This window comes from Paenibacillus amylolyticus (assembly GCF_050990605.1).
GTDB classification, from domain to species: Bacteria; Bacillota; Bacilli; order Paenibacillales; family Paenibacillaceae; genus Paenibacillus; species Paenibacillus amylolyticus_H.
Genome location: NZ_CP158832.1, coordinates 1,779,979 through 1,800,460, shown reverse-complemented (window position 1 = coordinate 1,800,460; position 20,482 = coordinate 1,779,979). Strand labels below are relative to the sequence as shown.

Here is a 20,482-nt window from a genome sequence, read left to right as displayed (position 1 = left end):
CATTTTCCCTCCTCTCTTATCGGAACAAACCGTCTCCGCCAAGCCACTTGGCAAATCTGTCAGCAAGAAGCAGCAAGGCCATATTCACCAGGGAACGGAACAAGCTGACCGCTGTCGAGAATGAGAAATCGGTTGATGACTGGAACGTAATCCGATAGATGTATACATCGAGTACTTCCGATACATTTTTGGTAGCGGCATTTGCCAAGTTGAAGATCTGGTCAAACCCGGAAGACATCAATCCACCAACCGACAGAATAAACATGATTGTGATGGTTGGAAGGATGTTCGGTAAAGTGATTTTGAACATCTGTTGCATACGGGAAGCCCCGTCGATCTGTGCTGATTCATACTGATCCTGGTCAATACCGGAAATGGCAGCCAGGAATATAATTGCGCCCCATCCACTTGATTTCCAAATATCAGTCAACAGCAACATCGGTACAAAATTGGATTCGGATCCCAGGAAGTTAATCGTTGGCAATCCGAGTAATCCGAGCGTGCTGTTTACCAGTCCGTCATAGGCCAGCACATTGATAACTACGCCGGATACGATGATCCAGGAAAGAAAGTGAGGGAACGTAAGAACGGTTTGGAACAATTTTTTCCCTCTGCGCATCCGCAATTCATTCAGCAACAACGCCAGAATGATCGGGAACGGGAACTGAATAATCAGTTTCAGAATATTGATGTACAGCGTACGCCATACCGCGTCAATAAAGGTTGGATCACGGAAAACATATTTGAAGTTCTCGAATCCGCTCCATGGACTTCCCCAGATGCCCAGGTTGGCCTTGTAATCTTTGAATGCCAGAGACAGGCCACCCATGGGCATGTAGGCAAACAGGATTAGCCAGACAAGCCCCGGAATAAGCAGGGTGTATGTCATTCGGTGCTTCCAGATTTCAGTCCAGAGCGAATTGCCCTTCACGTTTCCCTTCAGCTTTTTGCTAGGTCCTTCGGCTGCAGGTTTCACATTGCATCTCCTCACTCTACTTTGGTCTTGTCGTTGTACAGAAAATCAAACATCGTCCTCAGGTGGTGCTCCCAAAATCTCCATTCATGAGCCCCCGGCGTCTCCACATACCGAAAATCAAAGGCAGTCCCCTGCATGTATTTCGCGAAGTCGCGATTCATCTCTACGAAGGGGTCATGATCGCCGCAGCAACTAAGGATATCCGGTAAAGGAAAACCTTGTTCCAGCAGCTTGGCCGACAGTGCGTAAATGTCCTGATCGGCTTTTACCTGTAAACGTTCTCCAAAAACCGCTTTCATTTCCTTGATCATGGTTGCTGGCATATGGGTATCTTGAAGGCGTTTCTGAATATCCGTTACGCCGGATAGAGACACTACTTTGCGATACTTCTCTGGATAAGTTAGTCCACATTTCAGTGCACCATATCCGCCCATGGATAAACCGCCGACGTACGTTTTCTCCGGATCAGGATTCAGATTGAGCAGACGCTCGCATACTTCAGGTAACTCCTGAGTGATGTAGTGGAAGTAATTCAGGCCGTATTCCATATCGGTGTAATAGCTTCGATTCGCTTCCGGCATAATGATGGTACAGCCATATTGTGCTGCATACATTTCAATGGTGGTTAACCGCTGCCAGGTACTCGCATTATCGCCTGCCCCGTGCAACAGATATAGGGTACCGCCTGAAGTCTCTCCGGAGTCACTGGACACAACATGTATGCTGGTATTCATGCATAAGGTTGGCGATCCAGTTTCGATCGTTATATGTGCCATAATGTAACCCCTCTCATCATCGCCTGCTGTCTTTACTCATTCGTTTCTCTGCGTTGGATTGCAAGCTGTTGTAGATTCCCTTGTATTACGATGGGTTATCGAAACGATTTTCTCGAATCGTTTCAAAACATAGCCAACGTTGATTCACTTGGTCTTCATTACAACACTTTTAATGTGGAAGCGATTTCTTCGAATCGTTTCGAATAAATCATAAGCCCGATGAGTAAATCCTGTCAATAACCTTTTTACAAATTTCGCGTTATTTTCTCGAAAAAATGCTTTTTCACGTCTAAATTTGCGCCGAAAGACACTATTATTACGAAAAAATGAAATTTTAGTCAGTGTTATTACAACTTTAATTGACACCAAACCAGGTTTATACTAACATGAGTTCTGATTTTGCATTCGGGTTACGGAAACGTTTCACCAACCGATTTTACTCAGGTTTCACCTGATCTTAGGGAGGTTAATATGTCTGAGCAACTCAAAGGTTTCATTCATACGATTACTGAGGAACAATTGAATGTTTTTTCCATTCGCATATTACAAAAAGGGCATCTACTTGCCCATTGGGACAGGGATAGGGATCAGCGCCGTGTACAACATTCCATCAGTAAATCCTTCACGTGTGTGGCCGTTGGTCTTGCGCTTGAAGAAGGTCTGTTACATCTGGATGCGACACTTGGTGATTATTTCTCTTATGATCATGTACCTGATGATGCACATCAACATCTCCCATCTCCACGGGATTTGAAGTTACGTGATCTGCTCCGAATGTCTTCTGGTCATGACTCCCCGCCTCTTTGGGCTGATGAACGGGCTTCTTTGACCGAGAAAGATTGGGCAAAACATTATATGTCTCTCCCTCTGGACCGGATGCCCGGAGAACATTTTACATACAGCAGTGGAGATACGTTTATGATCTCAGCCATGCTACAGGCAGCTACCGGCCAAACCGTGAAAGATTACCTGACTCCACGGTTATTTGAGCCGCTTGGCATTCATGATGTGGAATGGGAAACCTCTCCACTGGGGGTAACACTTGGCTGTGCAGGTCTTTGGATAAGCAATGAGGAACTAAGTCGATTTGGACAGTTACTGCTGCAGGAGGGCCTTTGGGAAGGCACACAGCTTGTACCTGCGGATTGGATCAGGCAGGCTACGTCCCAGCAGATCGAAACGACTGGAGACGGTGATTGGGGAGAAGGGTACGGATATCAGTTCTGGATGTGTTCCCATGGTGCTTACCGCGCCGATGGCGCCTATGGTCAGTTATGCATCATCCTTCCCTCAAAGGAAGCTGTCATATGTATTAACAGTCAGGAAGAAAATATGCAAGGCATCCTGAATGCCGTATGGGATACGATTTTACCTGTAATTATCTAACATTAGATTTCATATTCTTCTTTTGTTCAAATCGCAATGTGATACGCTGAATACGGGAAAGAAAAAAACGCCATGGGGTCCATGGACCCCATGACGTTATTTCTTATCCGTGCTGTGGAAGCTGAGTCATTTCATCTAAACATTGTGCGCATATGTAACGCTCTTTGAACTCGTTGACTTCCTCGATGGATCCGCAGAAAATACATTTTGGACGATATCTCTCCAAGATAATATGGTCCCCTTGTACTAAAATCTCTACAGGATCTCCCTCATTCATTTGATACCTTTTACGCAAAGATTTAGGCAATACGATCCTACCTAATTGGTCAACTTTGCGAACTACTCCAGCTGGCTTCATAGCTACGGCACACCTCTCCTATCTTACTCTAAATTTCTAGGTACATTTGTACTATGTTTATAGATTCGCCAAGATTTTGTCGAATCCTGCTGGAAATAAACATTTTTTGTCCTTTTTTTTGAAAAATGTTTTTTTACCGAATTCTAGCCGTCATTTATAACCTGAATTTACCCTTCTAAACCCGGAAAATCGAGCTGACGCAACGCTTCATAAACAATAATGGCTGCCGAATTGGACAGATTTAATGATCTAACATCACCAGTCATTGGCATTTTCATGCATGTATCGGGATTCGCAGCAATTAATTCAGGTGGCAGGCCTTTAGTCTCTTTACCAAAAACGAGGAAATCCCCATCCTGAAAATTAAAGTCACTGTATCGGTTCTTTGCCTTCGTAGTTGCGTAGAAGAAGCGACCTTCCGGATATTTTTCCTGAACCTCTGCAAATGAGTCGTGGTATTCAATATGAACGGCATGCCAGTAGTCCAGCCCTGCCCGTTTCAATGTAGCATCATCTGTTCGAAATCCAAGTGGACGCACGAGATGCAGATGGGTACCGGTTGCCGCACAAGTACGCGAAATATTTCCTGTGTTCGCCGGAATTTCTGGTTCAACCAGAACGATGTGTAAAGCCATATATGTTCAATCTCCTTTTCATTTCATGTTGACGACAACCCTCTAATCTTAAAGAAAAGCCCTCCACACGTCAATGTGGAAGGCTCTGGTAAGGCACAGGATTAGACACGAAGGTCCATGACACCCTACCTATACTTAATTATCCGTTTGTCTTCTGGAAGTGGCTCATGAAGTCTGTCAGTGCCTTAACACTCTCATAAGGAGCAGCATTGTAAATGGAGGCACGGAGACCACCCACACTGCGATGTCCTTTCAGACCTACGAATCCTTCTTCCTCCGATGCCTTGATGAACTTCTTCTCCAGTTCCTCGGAAGCAAGACGGAAGGTTACATTCATGAGGGAACGATCTTCCGCTTCCACACAACCACGGTAGAAATCGCCAGAAGCATCAATTGTGTTATAGAGCAACTCCGCTTTTTTCGTATTTTTCTGCTCAATACCAGCCAATCCGCCCTGCTCTTCAATCCATTTCAATACTTCATTCACCATATATACCGAGAAGGATGGCGGCGTATTGTACAGGGAGTTGTTATCTACATGTGTGCTGTAACGAAGCATGGTTGGAATCGATTTAGGTGACTCACTCACCAGTTCCTCACGAGCAATTACAACCGTAATTCCGGATGGACCCAGGTTCTTCTGTGCACCCGCGTAGATCATGCCGAACTGATTAAGATCAAATGGTTTACAGAAAATATCACTCGACATATCCGCAATCAGAGGTACTGAACCGGTATCCGGGAACGACTTGAATTGCGTACCTTCGATCGTTTCGTTGGAAGTCAAATGTACATAAGCCGTACGTTCCGGCAGGCTCAGATTCGAAACATCCGGCAATTTCATGAATTTCTCTGCTTCTGAAGATGCAGCAACATGCGTCTCGCCGATCAATTTCGCCTCAGACAGAGCCTTCTTGGCCCAGCTGCCAGTCATCACGTAACTTGCTGTCTGCCCTGCCCCGAGCAGGTTCATTGGCAACATCGCGAACTGAGTGCTTGCACCGCCCTGCAAAAAGAGAACCTTGTATCCTTTGGGATTGCCTAGAAGCGACAACAAACGCTCCTGAGCTTCATTATGTACCGACTCGTACACCGCTCCACGGTGGGACATCTCCATAATAGACATGCCTGTATTACGAAAATCTACAAATTCTGCCTGTGCACGCTCCAATACCTCAAGTGGTAACGCCGCAGGTCCTGCATTAAAATTATACGCTCTTTTTGTCACAAAATCCCCCGCCCTTTCCATCCGTAACTGACATATTAGGTGAATATTATCGCAATGATATCAGTATTCTCCATCTGCTTCAAGGGCAATATGCACTGAAGTGTTCAATTCAGGTCATCAAATTCCTTTATCACCCTGCAAAGGTAAAGCACTACATTCTTTAATTCAAGGAAAAGCCTCCGAGATCGTGTCCCGGAGGCTTTAAGTTGGAACAAGAACTGTTCCGACCCCGACCGATTAGCAGTCGAAGTAGAGGCTGTACTCGTGCGGATGAATGCGGATCGCTACTGCTTTCGCTTCATCACGTTTGAGGTTGATGTAGTTTTCAATGAATTCTTTTGTGAATACGCCGCCTTCAGTCAAGAACTCGTTATCAGCTGCCAATGCATCAAGTGCTTCTTCGAGGGAAGCTGGCACACTGCGGATGTTTTCTTTATCTGCATCAGACAGGTCATAGATGTTTTTGTCGAGCGGACCATATCCAAGCTCAGTTGGGTTGATTTTGCGTTTGATTCCATCCAGACCAGCCATCAACATTGCGGAGAATGCCAAGTATGGGTTAGCTGTGGAGTCTGGTGTACGGAACTCGATACGACAACCTTTTGGTGTCACAGCTGCAACCGGAATACGAACTGCTGCGGAACGGTTACCTTTGGAGTAAACCAGGTTTACTGGTGCTTCGTAACCAGGTACAAGACGTTTGAATGAGTTTGTACTTGGGTTAGTCAAAGCGATCAGTGCCGGAGCATGGTACAGGATACCTCCGATGTAGTGCAGTGCCATTTCACTCAGGTTAGCATATCCCGCTTTGTCATAGAACAATGGGGAATCGCCATCAAAGATGGATTGGTGAACGTGCATTCCGCTACCATTATCACCGAACAATGGTTTTGGCATGAATGTTGCTACTTTACCATATTGACGTGCAGTGTTGTGCACGATGTATTTGTATGCAAGCAGGTTATCTGCTGTTTTCTTCAGTGTATCAAAACGGAAGTTGATTTCAGCTTGACCCGCTGTCGCCACTTCATGGTGATGACGCTCGATGGACAGGCCTGCTTCTTCCAAAAGGCGACACATTTCGCTACGAATATCTTGTTGTGTATCCACTGGCGCTACTGGAACATATCCACCTTTAGTGCGAACTTTAAAGCCCAGGTTTCCGCCTTCTTCTTTGCGGTTGGTGTTCCATGAAGCTTCTTCGGAATCTACGAAGTAGGAAGAGCTGTTCGTGCCGCTCTCATAACGTACATCGTCGAAGATGAAGAACTCGGATTCAGGTGCGAAGAATGCAGCTGTACCTACACCGCTCTCTTGCAAATAAGCTTCTGCTTTAACAGCGATGCTGCGTGGGTCACGCTCATAACGCTCGCCATCCGGAGTGAAGATGTCACACATAACATTCAATGTAGGGTGTGCAGTGAACGGATCGACATAAGTCGCTTCAGGGTCTGGCATCATAACCATATCGGACTCTTCAATTCCGCGGAAACCTTGGATAGAAGAACCGTCAAAAGCTACTCCATTTACGAACGTGTCTGCATCAACAGCCGAAGCTGGCAACGAGATGTGATGTGCACGACCAGCTAAATCTACAAAACGAAAATCTACCCACTCGATGTTGTTCTCTTGAATTGATTTCAATACGTTTTCAACCGACATGTATTCGTCCTCCCAAATATTCCGAACATTAAACAACCCCACTAAAGAAAATGTCTAAATTCGAATTTTTTTCTGTCGTCATTATAAATTTTAAAACCTGACATCGTCAATACTTATGTAAGGTATTTTTTGCGAGTATGTTAGATATACTCACATTTTATAAATAACCTAAATTCATATAACAACTAATTTAATATACATTTAACTGATTTAATGCGGTAAAGCGACCCCTTTTTTATCCTAAATCATGGAAAAAACTTCACATCATAAATGTTTCTTATCACCATTGATTAATAAATACGTTCAAAACTGCAAAATATGCAAAAAACCGAGCATCTATCTGATTTCGTCGCAATAAACGAGAGCAGATGAGATGCCCGGCTGATAAGCCAGACCTTGACTAAGAATTTTTATTATACGCCTACACGTGCCGGGAAAAATTCTGCCGGTTGTTTGGCTGTGCTGAATGATTTGCCCACGATTGGTGCCAATTTCTCAAGATCCTGCAACAGGTTGGCGAATTGGTCAGGGAATAAGGATTGCACGCCGTCTCCTGTCATGGAGTTATCCGGATCGGTATGCATTTCAATGATCAGGCCATTGGCACCCGCAGCAACGGAAGCTTTTGTCATCGGCTCCACCAGTTCACGTCGTCCAGTACCATGGCTCGGGTCAGAAATAACCGGCAAATGGCTGAGAGACTGCAGAACAGGGATCGCTGACAGATCAAGTGTATTCCGTGTGTAGGATTCAAACGTACGAATACCACGCTCACACAGCATGACATTGGGATTACCACCCGCAAGAATGTATTCAGCCGCGTTCAACAATTCATCGTATGTCGCACTGAATCCACGTTTCAACAATACCGGTTTGCCACACTCGCCCAATTTGCGGAGCAAGTCAAAGTTTTGCATGTTACGTGTACCTACTTGCAGAATATCTGCGTACTCGGCGCAAATATCCACATACTCAGGTGTCATTACTTCTGTAATGGTTAGCAGATCATGTTTCTTGCCTGCTTCCGCCATCATGATCAATCCCTCTACGCCCGTTCCCTGGAAGCTGTAGGGACCCGTACGAGGCTTAAATGCTCCCCCACGTAACACTTGCCCACCAGCTGCTTTCACAAGGCCAGCAATTTCATCAATCTGTGCTGCAGATTCAACCGCACAAGGCCCGCCCATGACAACAAGTTCTTTTCCGCCGATATCTACACCTTTGATGGAGATCACCGTATCTTCCGGATGGAAGTCGCGGCTTGCCAATTTGTAGGATTTCGAGATTTTTACGACATTCTCGACACCTTTCATTTGGCGAAGATGTTCTTGCATTTTAGGCTCAGCTTTACCAATCAGTCCAATAATAGTACGATCCTCTCCGCGAGAGATATGCACCTGAAGCCCTTCTTTTTCAATAACTGCAACGATATCCTGAATCTGTTCCTCCGGTGTAGCCTTGCCTGCAATAACGATCATATTAATTCCCATCCTTCCTTGTATGAGAGCACAATCATTTCTTAACGTGCGCTGATTAAATATAAAAACTCTGTCGCGCTTAAACGCTTGTTCGCTTTTAAGCTTTTATCCGTTAAAGTGAATATAACATAGTTCTCCTACTGCGTCAAGGTACACATTCTTTATCCTTATATCAAAAAGAACCCTGCTCCGCAGGCACCGAATTCGGTTCTGCGTAACAGGGTCTTCTCATTCCCATCTCGTTTGCAATTCACATACACTTAGACTTACATTTTACATTTCTTTCTCCCTATGGTGTACGTGTTTTTTCTCTGACTGGAGGCAACAGTTTGCTCATGTTCACGGTACGCTTGATCTCCCAAGTCTCCGGCTTGTCATGCTCATACTGCTCCAGGTAAAGGATGACTTCCTTCGTAATGGGTGTTGGTGTTGATGCACCCGAAGTAACAGCCACCTTATTTACACCTTTCAGCCATTCTTGCTGAATCTCGGAGACATCGGATACACGGTATGCCGTAACTCCGGCGATCTCCTCAGACACTTGTGCCAGACGGTTAGAGTTATTGCTGCGAGGATCACCCACAACGATAACCAGATCCGACTGTCCCGCCTGTTCAGCGACCGCTTCCTGGCGAACCTGAGTTGCGAGACAAATCTCATTATGAATCTCTGCGCCCGGAAACTTCTCCAGCAGACGGCTCATAATGTGTTTGATATCCCACTGGCTCATCGTGGTCTGATTCGTAATAAGGATTTTGCCTGAAGGTACGTTCAGTTCTTCGATCTCTTCTTCCTTCTCGATCAGATGAACGAGATCTGGTGCAACACCTACAGCACCTTCTGGTTCCGGATGATTCTTTTTGCCAATATAGATGATCTGATAACCTTCTGCCGTCTTCTCCCGAATGAGATCATGTGTCTTGGTGACATCAGGGCATGTTGCATCCACTGTTGTCAAACCTTTATCCCTTGCCAGCTTACGCACTTCAGGAGATACACCATGAGCTGTAAAAATAATCGTGCCACTCTCTACTTGGCTCAAAATATCCATCCGGTTCGGACCGTCCAATGTAATAATACCTTCATCTTCAAAGGAATCCGTCACATGTTGGTTATGCACAATCATACCCAATATATAAATAGGTCGTGGTAAATCCAGATTGCGTGCCGCTTGACGCGCGAGCACCATCGCATCCACAACGCCGTAACAATATCCCCGCGGCGAAATTCGCAGTACTTCCACTTGGTTGCCACCCGCTTTCTTTCTCGGCAACGTTGCCGATGTAATTGCAGTCCTCTCTATTATACCTTTATTCGATAGGCGGAGCAAAGACAACCGGCAACCAGATAATAAAGGTGGTTCCTTCTCCACGTCTGGTCACAACCTCAACTGATCCGTGGTGTTCCTCAATAATCCACTTCGCAATCGAAAGTCCCAGTCCTATGCCCGGTGTAGCCCCACGAGATTCATCTGCCCGATAGAAACGATCAAAGATGAACGGCACTTCGTCCCGATCCATCCCAATACCGGTGTCGCTGATGCGGAGTCCAACCTGACCTTTGTATAATACGGCATCCAGCGTCACAGAGCCTTCAGGTGTGTATTTAAACGCATTTTCGATGAAAATGAACAACATCTGTTGCAGATAGTCCTTGCTACCGTTCACATAAATGCCGTTAAGGACGGAAAAATCTCCTGGATTCCAGTCTGCCTCACGATCCAAAAATTGCGCTCTGCGTGCCACTTCCTGTACGAGAATTTGCAGCGGGATCGGATTCAGTTCAATCTTCTGCCCCGTGTCCGCTCTCGCCAGGGATAACATGTCGCTGATCAGCCTGCTCATACGTTTTCCCTCGTCCGCCATATCTTCAATGGCTTCCAGCGACATTTGTTTGACGGTCTCCTCGTCCAGATTCGGTCTGTCGGTTCCCTCCTGATCCCACAGCTTTTTCAGGAAGTCTACGTTCCCGCGAATGGTGGTCAACGGCGTACGCAGTTCATGCGATGCATCGGATACAAAGCGCCGCTGAGCAGCATTCGTCTCCTCCAAACCACGGAATGATAATTCGGTACGTTCAAGCATATTATTAACCGTTTCAATCAGACGCCCGATCTCATCCTTAGGCCCCGCATATTGAATGCGTACACTTAAGTCATCTCCCGATTGAATCTGATTGGCGGCATCAATGACATTCACAAGCGGACGCATGGACTTGCGGGCCAGAACGAGACCTGAGGTTATGGCCAATGCCATGGCCACCAGCCAACCAAAGACCAGAATATTAAGCAATGCCTCCAGCAATCGCTCCTGTGAACTTACATTGGCCCCTACCTGAAGGATTCCACGTACTTCGTTGGTACCCTGAAGAGAAAGGGGAAGCTGATTCACCAGAAACGGTGTCCCATCCACATAAATTTTGGATATCCCGCGCTCTTTAAGTATCTCATTGGCTTTTAATACTGGAAACTGAATCCCCAATTTCTCCATATTACCGGAAATTCTGCCTGATCGGCTCTGATAATCCCAGAGCTGAATATAGATTTGAGCCTCCTGAAGCTGACTCTCTGTAAAGGGGTCCAGGTCCAGCGACTGTGAGAGAGGATTGACACCAATCTGCTCCGTAATCCGGGTACTCTTCACCTTCAATTGCTGTTCGACTTCCTGATAGGAGTTAAAATAAACAAAGGCATAGATTACAACGCCCCAAAAGATAAGAACAGCCGCCAAAATGCCAGAATACCATGCGGTTAGTCTTAACCGGATGGACATATCAGGAGTCACCTCTCAGGATATAGCCGGCTCCCCGGATGGTCTGGATTAGACGCTTGCCACCGTATTCTTCGGTCTTCTGTCTGAGCATGGCAATGTACACTTCAAGCACGTTAGACTCACCGCTGTAATCATAACCCCAGATTTTATCCATAATCAGATCGCGGGACAGTACCCGTCTTGGGTTTTGCATAAACAGATTGAGCAGCTCGAATTCTTTGGCAGTCAGCTCCAGACGCTGCCCATCTCGCAATACTTCACGTGAGTCATTGTCCAAAATGATATCTTCATACATTAAGCGGTTGTCCGGTGTACCCGCGCTATCTGACTTGCGGCGCAGCAATGCCCGGACACGTGCCAATAATTCTTCCAGCGCAAAAGGTTTTACAAGATAGTCATCCGCTCCCGTATCCAGTCCAGTCACCCGGCTCTGTACTTCATCCTTTGCCGTCAGCATCAGTACAGGCACTTTACTGCCTGCTTCTCTTAATCTGCGGCATACCTCAAATCCGTCAATCTGCGGCATCATTACATCCAGTACAACGATGTCCGGCTCTTTATCCATCAGTTTGCTGAGGCCTTCGGCTCCATTGGAAGCCGTCTGTACCTCATATCCTTCAAAAGCCAGCCCCCGGCGGAGCATGGATACAATTTTTTCGTCATCATCCACAATCAAAATAGTTGAGCGCATGGTCTTTCTCCTTTATCCTAACGTTTTATCCCATTGTAACAGGCAAAAGCACAATCTGCATCTTCAACTGGGCGTCTCCAATCCGTCCTGGTCCACTGTAACCTGCTTCATCAGGGCAAAAAAACGGAAGGGCCTTCAAACCCTTCCGCTCTGTTAATCCTTACCCGATATTTATGGTTGCTGCTGTTGTGTACCTGTTGTTTGTGAAGTATCAAAATCATTTTTGTTGCCGATTTTGATTTTCAGATCCATTTTCTTACCGTCACGTACCACGTTCAATGTCACTTCACTGCCGATTTCCTGTTTCTTGATAAAATCAATCAGATCTTGACTTGTTGCATAAGGCGTACCGTTGGCACCTGTGATGATATCATATGCACGAAGATCTGCTTGGTAAGCCGGTGATTGGAAGATCGTGCTGGCTACAACTGAACCTTCGATAATATCTGTTCCCATTTGTTTAGCAACTTCAGGCGTGAGAGCCATCAGAGATGCACCGATAAATGGTACTGGCTCTTTGGGAACTTCTTTGTTCTCTTTGAGATATTTAACGGCTTCAGAGATGACGCTCGACGGGATCGCAAAACCAATCCCTTGTGCATCTGCGCTTACTGCAACGTTCATTCCGATAACTTCCCCATTCAGGTTAAGCAACGGACCACCAGAGTTACCCGGATTAATCGAAGCATCCGTTTGCAGCAAATGGCTGTACTCACGTGTTTTTCCTGTTTCTTCATCTGGAATGCTGATGGTACGTTCTTTGGCACTCAGCACACCTGCTGTAACCGTGTGTTCGAAACCTTCAGGGTTACCGATAGCTACAAGCCACTCACCAACTTGAGTACTATTGGAATCACCCAGTGGAGCTACAGGGAACGCATCGTCACCACTGTTTTTCTCAATTTTCAATACAGCCAAATCCAGATCAAAGCTGCTTCCCAGCAGTTTGGCTTCATAAGGTTTACTGTTGTTCTCCAGAGTTACCTGGATTACGTCTGCACCCTGAACTACGTGTTGATTCGTCAGGATATATCCTTCTTTGTCAAAAATGAACCCGGAACCAATGCCCATAGGCACAAGCTGATTACTGCTTTGTGGTTGCTGGCTTTGGCCTTGATTGCCTTCCATTCCGCCGCCATTACCAAAGAAGTATTGGTACAGCGGATCACTTGTATTTGATCCACCCTGACCCAATCCTGTACGTGAGGACTGCTTCGCGAGTGTTTCGATTTTGACGACAGCCGGACTTGTACTTGTCACTACGGAAGACACATCTTCTTTGCCTGTTGGCAGTAACGACGCTGTCACATTGTTGCCTCCGCCTGTGTTTGTGGACACTTCCTGTCCCGAGCTTGGATTACCTGTGTTCGTAAGTGCAGTCTCCGGTGTAAACATGTTTGTTCTATCGGCTGTGTACATGAGAACAGTAATGACCAGCATGCCGGCAATAAAAGAGAACAACAGTGATCTTACGGAAGAGCGCGGCTTGCGGTTATTATAGTTCCAGTTGCCTTTGCCGCCATTCCCTTGATCTCCACCGTTACCTGAGCCGTTTCCGCCGCCTCCTGATGATCTTTTCGCTTGTTCAGATGATTCACTATTATAGTAAGTAGGTACGGGTCTTACCGGATCAGGTTTGGTAATCTCTACATTTCCTTCTTCACGCTGATTATTGCTTCCCATGTGATTTGCTGTATCTTCCTGATTCACGGACTGAAAAGGTCCATAAGAATAATAATAGGAGGATTCGTCCGTTCCGGAAGAATTGCGATTCTCCGTTTGTTTGATTTCGTTTTCCTCGTCTTGACGATTCGATCTATAGTTGCGTTCGTCCATGCCTCTCTACCTCCCAATCTCTTATTCCCAAGAGATATTCTTTAACTGTCCTTATTTTGTACTTTAAACCTTAACCGTACCTTAAAAACAATTAAAAAGGAGATAAAAGCACGTAAGAATAGACCCTTTTCCCCGTCATGACAGCATTTTACCCTTTTGTTTTCACCCAACCCTGACGATGCGCATAGATGGCCAATTGTGTACGATCGTCCATCTCACATTTCATCAGCAGGTTGCTCACATGTGTTTTGACGGTTTTGATACTGATATGTAATTCTTCTCCAATGTCTTTGTTGGTCTTTCCCTCTGCAATAAGCAACAGCACTTCCTTCTCCCGCTCAGTCAGACCGGATTCACTCTCTCTTGCTGTACGTTGTCTGATTCCCCGGGTTAATGCCTGCGACACATCACCTGTCATCACAGGCATGCCTCTGTAAGCACCTTGAAGAGCATAGATCAGTTCTTCAGCAGAGACTGTCTTCAGTACATAACTAACTGCACCCGCTTCAATCGCTTGCACAACAAGATCATCCTCCAGGAAACTGGTGAGCATCACAATCTTCATCCCTGGAAATTCAGTCATGATGGCTTGTGTTGCTTCAGCGCCATTCATTACCGGCATCATCAGATCCATGAGGATCAAGTCAGGCATCTCACTATCATTTAACTTACGCAACTGATCAAGCGCATCCTGCCCGTGGCCAGCTTCCGCCATTACATGAAAAGTAGGTTCCAGCATCAGATACGTTTTCAACCCCATTCGGACCATGTCATGGTCATCCACAATCATTACGTTTACTTTCCCACTCATTCCGTCTCCCCCTCTGGTTCATGCAGAAACATTCGGAAATTTCGGGATCAATACCCGTACCGTCGTTCCCGCACCCGGCTTCGATATAATCTGAACTTGTCCCCCAAGCTTCTCCGCCCGTTCACGCATGGTAGATAACCCGTATGAACCCGGACGCTCCGCCTGCTGCAAAAATCCCTGCCCATCATCGCTGATGCTCATGCTGATCTGATGTTCACTCTCCCGTATGGACAGACTAACCACTCCCGCCTCTGCATGTTTAACGACATTGGCAACTGCCTCCTGAATAACAAGAAACAGCTGGTGCTCAATGGCATCCGAGATTCCGCCATCCAGTTCCAGCTCTTTCACACCTTTAAGACCATTCTGCCTGCAATAATCAGGAAACCAGCTATCCAGTGCTGCGGTAAGGTCACGCCCTTCCAACTCCACCGGTCGAAGTTGGGCAATTAGTCCTCGCATCTGACGCTGTGCAATATGTGACATCTGGATCAACTGGTCCAGTACTTTACCTCCATGTTCAGGATTCATCTCCAGCAGACGCGGTAAGGACGAAGCCGACATATGCATGGCAAACAACTGCTGGCTAACCGTGTCATGGAGGTCCCTTGCCATTCGTTTGCGCTCTTCGAGCACAGCCCGCTCCGAGGCTTGCTCCTTCTCAATGACTTCCTGCTCACCGAGGCGCTGAAGCAGTCTCATCTTTTTCTCAATCGAATCCATCATGACATTGAACTCCTGATAGACACGACCAAACGAAGCGTCATCCGCTTCAGGCATGCGCACCGCCAGATTACCCTTGGATACTTTCAACATGTTAAGATCTAGCAGGTCGATCTTACGCTGAAGTCGTAATGCAGCGATATATCCAGTGATAACGGTGGCCAGCACAACAACGGCAACATAGGTCCATGCCCGCTGACGACCAGCCCCCATCAATACCTCTCCATACAATAGATAGAATCCGCCCAGCGTAATCAGACCAGTTAGCGCAAAATACATCATCAGTTCCCATTTATTGGCCTTGAGAATTGTTCGAATCATGCATTAACCCACCTTGTTCACTTTGACGTCTCCGATAAACACACTCACAATAATCCGTACCTTTTTGCTTGCTTCATGGTAATGGGCAGTTTCAGCCTGGGCACTACTCAGGAATCCGCCGCGTTTCTGGTTCAACAGTGACATATCTCCAATGAAGGAATTTGTCGTCACCGTCACACCCAGATCCATATCTTCTGGAACAAACACTTTCACATCCCCAATAAATGAAGAAATGACAATCTTCGTCTCACCATAAGGAATCTGTGCTTTGGTCAAATCAATTACGGTATCTCCGATAAAGGCCGAGATATTCATTGGTTTTAACGAGAAAACTTCCTGCCCCATGTACAAATCACCGATGAACGCCGATTTATTAATGGTATTGCCACTGCCATAATCTCCATAACCATTTCCGTAGCCATCATCATAATGTTCTCCATATCCGGTATCGTTAGAGTTATACGATTGATGATTCTTCTTATACTGCTGCCCTTGTGATGATGAATCCGTCGAGCCTGTGAAATGAGGGCCATGTGCATCGTTCTTCTGTTCCTGTTTTGGTTTGCCAAATGTTTTCTCGAACTGTTCATCAAACGACGACGGCATCTCTAAATCCTCCGGAGACAACGGTTTATAAGGTTGCTCAGGTGCTGGCTGCATCTTGTCATGATGTTTCCGATCACGACGTCGTGGCCCAATCAGTACAAATAGCCCTCCGCCAATCAGCATAACCGGAATCAGATATCGGATGAACTCCCCCATGGAGTAATCAATCCATCCCAGGTTACGGGCTAGAAAGTAACCACCGATCGCCAGTACAATAGCCGGTCCAATAAAGGCGTAACCCCCGTTGCGACGAATCTCGGAGATTCCTTTGACCCCCCACCAGATTAGAAATAACGGCCAATATGTTCTAAACATATATCCTACATCAATGTCATATCCCAATTGTCTGAACAAGATCATCGCACCAATAGCAATAAGAGGTATGCCTACCCACCAGCGGTCACGCGTTGATTGTTTCATCGCTCATGTCTCCTTCGTCTGTATTATGTATCCAGTGTAACTCAGACAAGACAATGAGAACAGCGGCGGCAGATGGAATTCATCTCGGTCTCGAGACTGAGATCAGAGGATATTAATGTAAAAAACTTCTCATATGTAAAACACCCCGGAGCTGCTGCTCCAGGGTGCTGAATCATCATTTGATTAATGAATCTTCAATTATTTTTTGTATTTTGATGCTTTGCCTTGACCTTGGCCAATTTGGCCTGTGTTTTCTACACCGAACTCGGCATTGTATTTTTCATCAGGTGTTTGGAAATTATCTTGTACTTTGTTTTGAGCGGATTGCTTCACTTTTGCTGCTGCATTCTCTTCTCCAAACTCTGCATTGTACTTCTCGTTTGGCGTTTGGTACCCTTGTGATTTCTTAGCCACAACGAATCACCTCTCTCTTCATATTTACGATGCATTGCTGCACCGCGGGGTTCGTCCCCAGTCAGTATTATGTGGAGAGAGCACTTCTGTTATTCATGTTCACATGTGAAATTAAATGGCCTTGTCCAGCCAGGAGTCCGGTACAGATTTGTACACATCGATCGCATCGGCCAACTCGCTGAGCATCTTTTCTGTACATTTTCCAGCGCCTTGCCTGATCACCTGTACCTCCACATCTTTTTTGCCCCACTCTTTGTACACTTGCTTGGTTGTCGGGAAATACAGATCGATCTTATTACCTTTGATGGCTGAACCAGTATCTGCAACAATTCCGTAACCATAGCCCGGAATATACAGAATGGAACCCATCGGGAATAATTTTGGATCAGCTGCAATCGTCGAAACTGTTTCTTTATCACGACGTACTTTGACACCGGAATACGTAATTCCGTATTGAGGATGTTTGGGTCCTTTTCCTGTAGACTCCACTCCTGCCGTATATCCCGTTGCTGTAACCTTTTGTGTACCCAGGATTTGTTCTGAACGCGGAGCAAGCACTGGCATAGACGGATCCGCCACTTGTTTTTCTGGAAGCTCAGGTCTTGGAATGACCATTGGTTGTGGTGACCACAATAAAGCCATATACACCATGGTGGTCAGCTGGGCCTCATCGCTGTATTGATGGCTGACCTGTTCTGGAAATTCCTGATCAGACTTGCTCGAAGTTTCAATAATCGGACCTTCACTGCCGCTGCTCTGACTCTCGACATGCAGTACTGTACTTTCCTCTTCAAATGTATAGGCATCCGCCTGATTCAGGCTGATCATCATTCCGGCTAACATTACACAACCAACCAGTAAACACCGTATATGTTTCTTTCGAATTGAGAATTGCTTTTTCATTGTATAACCTCCCCCTCACTGCAAAGGTTTTCCAAAAAGCAATTAATCTATACTTTTCACAGCAAACACGACGAAAAAACGCCTGAATAACATAGGTTTATCCCATGCCATTCAGGCGTTTTTCTGTCTTTCTGATTGGTCAGTGCAAGTTAAGCACTGGTATCTGGCAGATCATTTGTTCATTTACACCAAACGTGTTGCAATTTCCTCTTTCAATTGTGCAATGATTTCATCGACCGGTTTCATGCCCAGATCGCCTTCTCCACGCTTACGCACGGATACTGCTTCTGCATTACGCTCATTCTCACCGACAACAAACATATAAGGCATTTTCTCCAGCTGCGCCTCACGGATTTTATATCCAAGCTTCTCATTTCGCAGATCGGCTTCAGCAGAGATTCCCGCACGTTTCAGCTTCGCTTCCACTTCACGCGCATACTCGTCGAAGTTTCCGGATACCGGGATTACTTTTGCCTGAACCGGAGACAACCACAGCGGGAAAGCTCCTGCAAAGTTCTCCAGCAAGAATGCTGTGAAACGTTCCATTGTACTGATTACACCGCGGTGAATAACGACCGGACGATGTTTCTGTCCGTCATCTCCCACATATTCAAGTTCAAAGCGCTCAGGCAACAGGAAGTCCAGTTGAACCGTAGACAATGTCTCTTCTTTGCCCAGGGCTGTCTTGATCTGAACATCCAGTTTCGGACCGTAGAACGCCGCTTCTCCTTCAGCTTCATAGAAAGGAAGGTCAAGCTCTTCCACAACTTCACGCAGCATGCGTTGGGACATCTCCCACATCTCGTCGTTCTGGAAGTATTTCTCGGTATCCTGCGGATCACGATAGGACAGACGGAAACGGTATTCGTTAATACCGAAATCCTTGTACACGGTTTGAATCAACTCGATAACACGAGCGAACTCTTCTTTGATCTGATCCGGGCGTGCAAAAATGTGTGAGTCGTTCAGTGTCATTGCACGAACACGATGCAGACCTGTTAATGCCCCCGACATTTCGTAACGGTGCATCATGCCAAGCTCGGCAATCCGGATCGGCAGATCACGGTAGCTGTGCATGCTGGACTTGTACACCATCATATGGTGAGGACAGTTCATTGGACGGAGAACGAGTTCCTCGTTATCCATAACCATTTTCGGGAACATGTCTTCCTGGTAGTGCTCCCAGTGTCCGGATGTTTTGTACAATTCCACGTTACCCAGAACCGGTGTGTATACATGCTGGTATCCCAGGCTTTCTTCCAGATCCACAATATAACGCTCCAAAGTACGGCGCAGCTTCGCACCGTTAGGCAACCAGATAGGGAGACCTTGACCGACCAGTTGGGAGAATGTGAACATTTCGAGCTCTTTACCCAACTTGCGGTGATCCCGTTTGCGAGCCTCTTCGAGGAAGTGCAGATGCTCGTCCAGCTGTGCTTTTTTCACAAAAGCCGTACCATAGATACGTTGAAGCATTTTGTTTTTGCTATCTCCACGCCAGTAAGCACCCGCGACATTCATCAGTTTGAACACTTTGATTTTGCTAGTCGATGGCACGTGAGGGCCACGACACAAGTCGAAGAATTCACCTTGCTCATAAATCGTAATCACGCTGTCCGCTGGCAAATCACGGATCAACTCAAGTTTGTAAGGATCGCCCACTTCTTCAAACGTTTTGATCGCGTCCTCGCGGCTAACTTCCTTACGTACAATTGGCAAGTTCTCGTTCACAATACGTTCCATTTCCTTCTCGATCTTTTGCAGATCTTCAGGATTGAGCGCATGTTCGAGGTCCATGTCATAGTAGAAACCATCTTCGATGACAGGGCCGATACCGAGGCGTACCTCTTTGTTACCATATAAACGTTTCACGGCTTGAGCCATCAAGTGAGCTGTACTATGACGCATCACTTCAAGTCCTTCTGGTGAATCCAGAGTTACGATCTCCACCAATGCTCCTTCATGAAGGGTTGTGGACAAGTCCACCACGATACCATCCAGCTTGCCGGCTACGGCATTTTTGCGCAATCCGCTGCTAATTGAAGCGGCTACGTCCTCAATGGTGCTGCCATCCGCGTACTCACGTACCGAACCATCCGGTAATTTAATGTTCACTGCCATTTGTCTCATTCCTCCTGTTAATGTAACCTTCATGTCCAGATATTCATGGACTGATTATCTATTGCTATTCCAGTCATTTTGCAAAGGAACGCAAAAAACACCCGTCCCGGCAAAGGGACGAGTGATATATACTCGTGGTTCCACCCTAATTCAGCTGATTCACCCATATTCGGAAATACAGCCCTCATTGGCATGACGATAACGGGCATGACCCGGCAGATCCTTACTCGCGGATAATCCCCAATAAAGGCGATATTCTAACTCCACTTTCAAAATTGCAGCTACAAAGGGGTAAACCATACGTGATATCCGGAGGAAATTTCAGCCTGGGTTCCTCTCTCTGCACCGATCTTGCGTGTGGTTGTT

At 46.2% G+C, this 20,482-nt stretch carries 18 protein-coding genes; 1 reads left to right on the top strand and 17 read right to left on the bottom strand.

What is annotated here, in order from left to right:
- Nucleotides 1-16 precede the first annotated feature (16 nt).
- Together ABTV53_RS08295 and ABTV53_RS08290 are read right to left on the bottom strand one after the other, a co-directional pair.
- Nucleotides 17-976 (bottom strand): ABC transporter permease, encoded by a 960-nt coding sequence (locus ABTV53_RS08295; RefSeq protein WP_433752234.1) that lies wholly within the window; start codon nucleotides 974-976, stop codon nucleotides 17-19.
- A gap of 11 nt (nucleotides 977-987) precedes the next feature.
- Complete coding sequence (locus ABTV53_RS08290) at nucleotides 988-1,752, bottom strand: alpha/beta hydrolase (protein ID WP_433752232.1); 765 nt, start codon at nucleotides 1,750-1,752, stop codon at nucleotides 988-990.
- A gap of 471 nt (nucleotides 1,753-2,223) precedes the next feature.
- On the opposite strand from ABTV53_RS08290, the gene ABTV53_RS08285 reads away from it, so the two are divergent.
- Entirely contained in the window at nucleotides 2,224-3,138 is a 915-nt protein-coding gene (locus tag ABTV53_RS08285) for a serine hydrolase domain-containing protein (protein ID WP_433752230.1), read from the top strand.
- 103 nt (nucleotides 3,139-3,241) lie between these two features.
- Here ABTV53_RS08285 and ABTV53_RS08280 read toward each other — a convergent pair whose 3' ends face one another.
- The 15 genes from ABTV53_RS08280 to thrS all read right to left on the bottom strand — a co-directional run bounded on the left by ABTV53_RS08280 (nucleotide 3,242) and on the right by thrS (nucleotide 20,116).
- A complete protein-coding gene (locus ABTV53_RS08280; RefSeq protein ID WP_036610032.1) occupies nucleotides 3,242-3,496 on the bottom strand; it encodes an AbrB/MazE/SpoVT family DNA-binding domain-containing protein in 255 nt (84 codons plus the stop codon).
- A gap of 167 nt (nucleotides 3,497-3,663) precedes the next feature.
- A complete protein-coding gene (gene trmL, locus ABTV53_RS08275; protein WP_433752228.1) occupies nucleotides 3,664-4,131 on the bottom strand; it encodes a tRNA (uridine(34)/cytosine(34)/5-carboxymethylaminomethyluridine(34)-2'-O)-methyltransferase TrmL in 468 nt (155 codons plus the stop codon).
- A 139-nt stretch (nucleotides 4,132-4,270) separates the two neighbouring features.
- Nucleotides 4,271-5,359, bottom strand: coding sequence for a 3-phosphoserine/phosphohydroxythreonine transaminase (serC, locus tag ABTV53_RS08270; RefSeq protein WP_433752226.1), 1,089 nt, complete (start codon nucleotides 5,357-5,359; stop codon nucleotides 4,271-4,273).
- Between the two features lie 237 nt (nucleotides 5,360-5,596).
- Nucleotides 5,597-7,021: a type I glutamate--ammonia ligase gene (gene glnA / locus ABTV53_RS08265; RefSeq protein ID WP_062833480.1), complete on the bottom strand. Its 1,425-nt coding sequence runs from the start codon at nucleotides 7,019-7,021 to the stop codon at nucleotides 5,597-5,599.
- A gap of 413 nt (nucleotides 7,022-7,434) precedes the next feature.
- On the bottom strand, nucleotides 7,435-8,499 hold the full coding sequence (aroF, locus tag ABTV53_RS08260; RefSeq protein ID WP_433752224.1) for a 3-deoxy-7-phosphoheptulonate synthase: 1,065 nt from the start codon (nucleotides 8,497-8,499) through the stop codon (nucleotides 7,435-7,437).
- A gap of 289 nt (nucleotides 8,500-8,788) precedes the next feature.
- On the bottom strand, nucleotides 8,789-9,742 hold the full coding sequence (locus tag ABTV53_RS08255) for a 4-hydroxy-3-methylbut-2-enyl diphosphate reductase (protein WP_017689593.1): 954 nt from the start codon (nucleotides 9,740-9,742) through the stop codon (nucleotides 8,789-8,791).
- A gap of 67 nt (nucleotides 9,743-9,809) precedes the next feature.
- The gene (locus ABTV53_RS08250; RefSeq protein ID WP_421897663.1) at nucleotides 9,810-11,270 is read right to left on the bottom strand and encodes a sensor histidine kinase; all 1,461 of its coding nucleotides are present in this window, start codon (nucleotides 11,268-11,270) and stop codon (nucleotides 9,810-9,812) included.
- Nucleotide 11,271: 1 nt separating this feature from the next.
- Complete coding sequence (locus tag ABTV53_RS08245; RefSeq protein ID WP_036610048.1) at nucleotides 11,272-11,961, bottom strand: response regulator transcription factor; 690 nt, start codon at nucleotides 11,959-11,961, stop codon at nucleotides 11,272-11,274.
- A gap of 171 nt (nucleotides 11,962-12,132) precedes the next feature.
- Nucleotides 12,133-13,797, bottom strand: coding sequence for a S1C family serine protease (locus ABTV53_RS08240; RefSeq protein ID WP_433752222.1), 1,665 nt, complete (start codon nucleotides 13,795-13,797; stop codon nucleotides 12,133-12,135).
- Between the two features lie 148 nt (nucleotides 13,798-13,945).
- A complete protein-coding gene (locus ABTV53_RS08235) occupies nucleotides 13,946-14,608 on the bottom strand; it encodes a response regulator (RefSeq protein WP_433752220.1) in 663 nt (220 codons plus the stop codon).
- An 18-nt stretch (nucleotides 14,609-14,626) separates the two neighbouring features.
- Nucleotides 14,627-15,652 (bottom strand): HAMP domain-containing sensor histidine kinase, encoded by a 1,026-nt coding sequence (locus ABTV53_RS08230; RefSeq protein ID WP_433752218.1) that lies wholly within the window; start codon nucleotides 15,650-15,652, stop codon nucleotides 14,627-14,629.
- Nucleotides 15,653-15,655: 3 nt separating this feature from the next.
- Nucleotides 15,656-16,678, bottom strand: a complete 1,023-nt coding sequence (gene liaF, locus ABTV53_RS08225; RefSeq protein WP_433752216.1) for a cell wall-active antibiotics response protein LiaF — start codon at nucleotides 16,676-16,678, stop codon at nucleotides 15,656-15,658.
- A gap of 198 nt (nucleotides 16,679-16,876) precedes the next feature.
- On the bottom strand, nucleotides 16,877-17,092 hold the full coding sequence (locus ABTV53_RS08220) for a hypothetical protein (RefSeq protein ID WP_433752215.1): 216 nt from the start codon (nucleotides 17,090-17,092) through the stop codon (nucleotides 16,877-16,879).
- Between the two features lie 111 nt (nucleotides 17,093-17,203).
- Entirely contained in the window at nucleotides 17,204-17,743 is a 540-nt protein-coding gene (locus ABTV53_RS08215; RefSeq protein WP_081595013.1) for a 3D domain-containing protein, read from the bottom strand.
- A 435-nt stretch (nucleotides 17,744-18,178) separates the two neighbouring features.
- Nucleotides 18,179-20,116 (bottom strand): threonine--tRNA ligase, encoded by a 1,938-nt coding sequence (gene thrS, locus ABTV53_RS08210; RefSeq protein WP_433752214.1) that lies wholly within the window; start codon nucleotides 20,114-20,116, stop codon nucleotides 18,179-18,181.
- Nucleotides 20,117-20,482: the final 366 nt, after the last annotated feature.

Coding starts and splice junctions, on each gene's coding strand:
- ABTV53_RS08290 (WP_433752232.1), bottom strand. CDS start 1,752: ATGGCACATATAACGATCGAAACTGGATCGCCAACCTTATGCATGAAT.
- ABTV53_RS08285 (WP_433752230.1), top strand. CDS start 2,224: ATGTCTGAGCAACTCAAAGGTTTCATTCATACGATTACTGAGGAACAA.
- ABTV53_RS08280 (WP_036610032.1), bottom strand. CDS start 3,496: ATGAAGCCAGCTGGAGTAGTTCGCAAAGTTGACCAATTAGGTAGGATC.
- trmL (WP_433752228.1), bottom strand. CDS start 4,131: ATGGCTTTACACATCGTTCTGGTTGAACCAGAAATTCCGGCGAACACA.
- glnA (WP_062833480.1), bottom strand. CDS start 7,021: ATGTCGGTTGAAAACGTATTGAAATCAATTCAAGAGAACAACATCGAG.
- aroF (WP_433752224.1), bottom strand. CDS start 8,499: ATGATCGTTATTGCAGGCAAGGCTACACCGGAGGAACAGATTCAGGAT.
- ABTV53_RS08250 (WP_421897663.1), bottom strand. CDS start 11,270: ATGTCCATCCGGTTAAGACTAACCGCATGGTATTCTGGCATTTTGGCG.
- ABTV53_RS08245 (WP_036610048.1), bottom strand. CDS start 11,961: ATGCGCTCAACTATTTTGATTGTGGATGATGACGAAAAAATTGTATCC.
- ABTV53_RS08240 (WP_433752222.1), bottom strand. CDS start 13,797: ATGGACGAACGCAACTATAGATCGAATCGTCAAGACGAGGAAAACGAA.
- ABTV53_RS08235 (WP_433752220.1), bottom strand. CDS start 14,608: ATGAGTGGGAAAGTAAACGTAATGATTGTGGATGACCATGACATGGTC.
- ABTV53_RS08230 (WP_433752218.1), bottom strand. CDS start 15,652: ATGATTCGAACAATTCTCAAGGCCAATAAATGGGAACTGATGATGTAT.
- liaF (WP_433752216.1), bottom strand. CDS start 16,678: ATGAAACAATCAACGCGTGACCGCTGGTGGGTAGGCATACCTCTTATT.
- ABTV53_RS08215 (WP_081595013.1), bottom strand. CDS start 17,743: ATGGTGTATATGGCTTTATTGTGGTCACCACAACCAATGGTCATTCCA.
- thrS (WP_433752214.1), bottom strand. CDS start 20,116: ATGGCAGTGAACATTAAATTACCGGATGGTTCGGTACGTGAGTACGCG.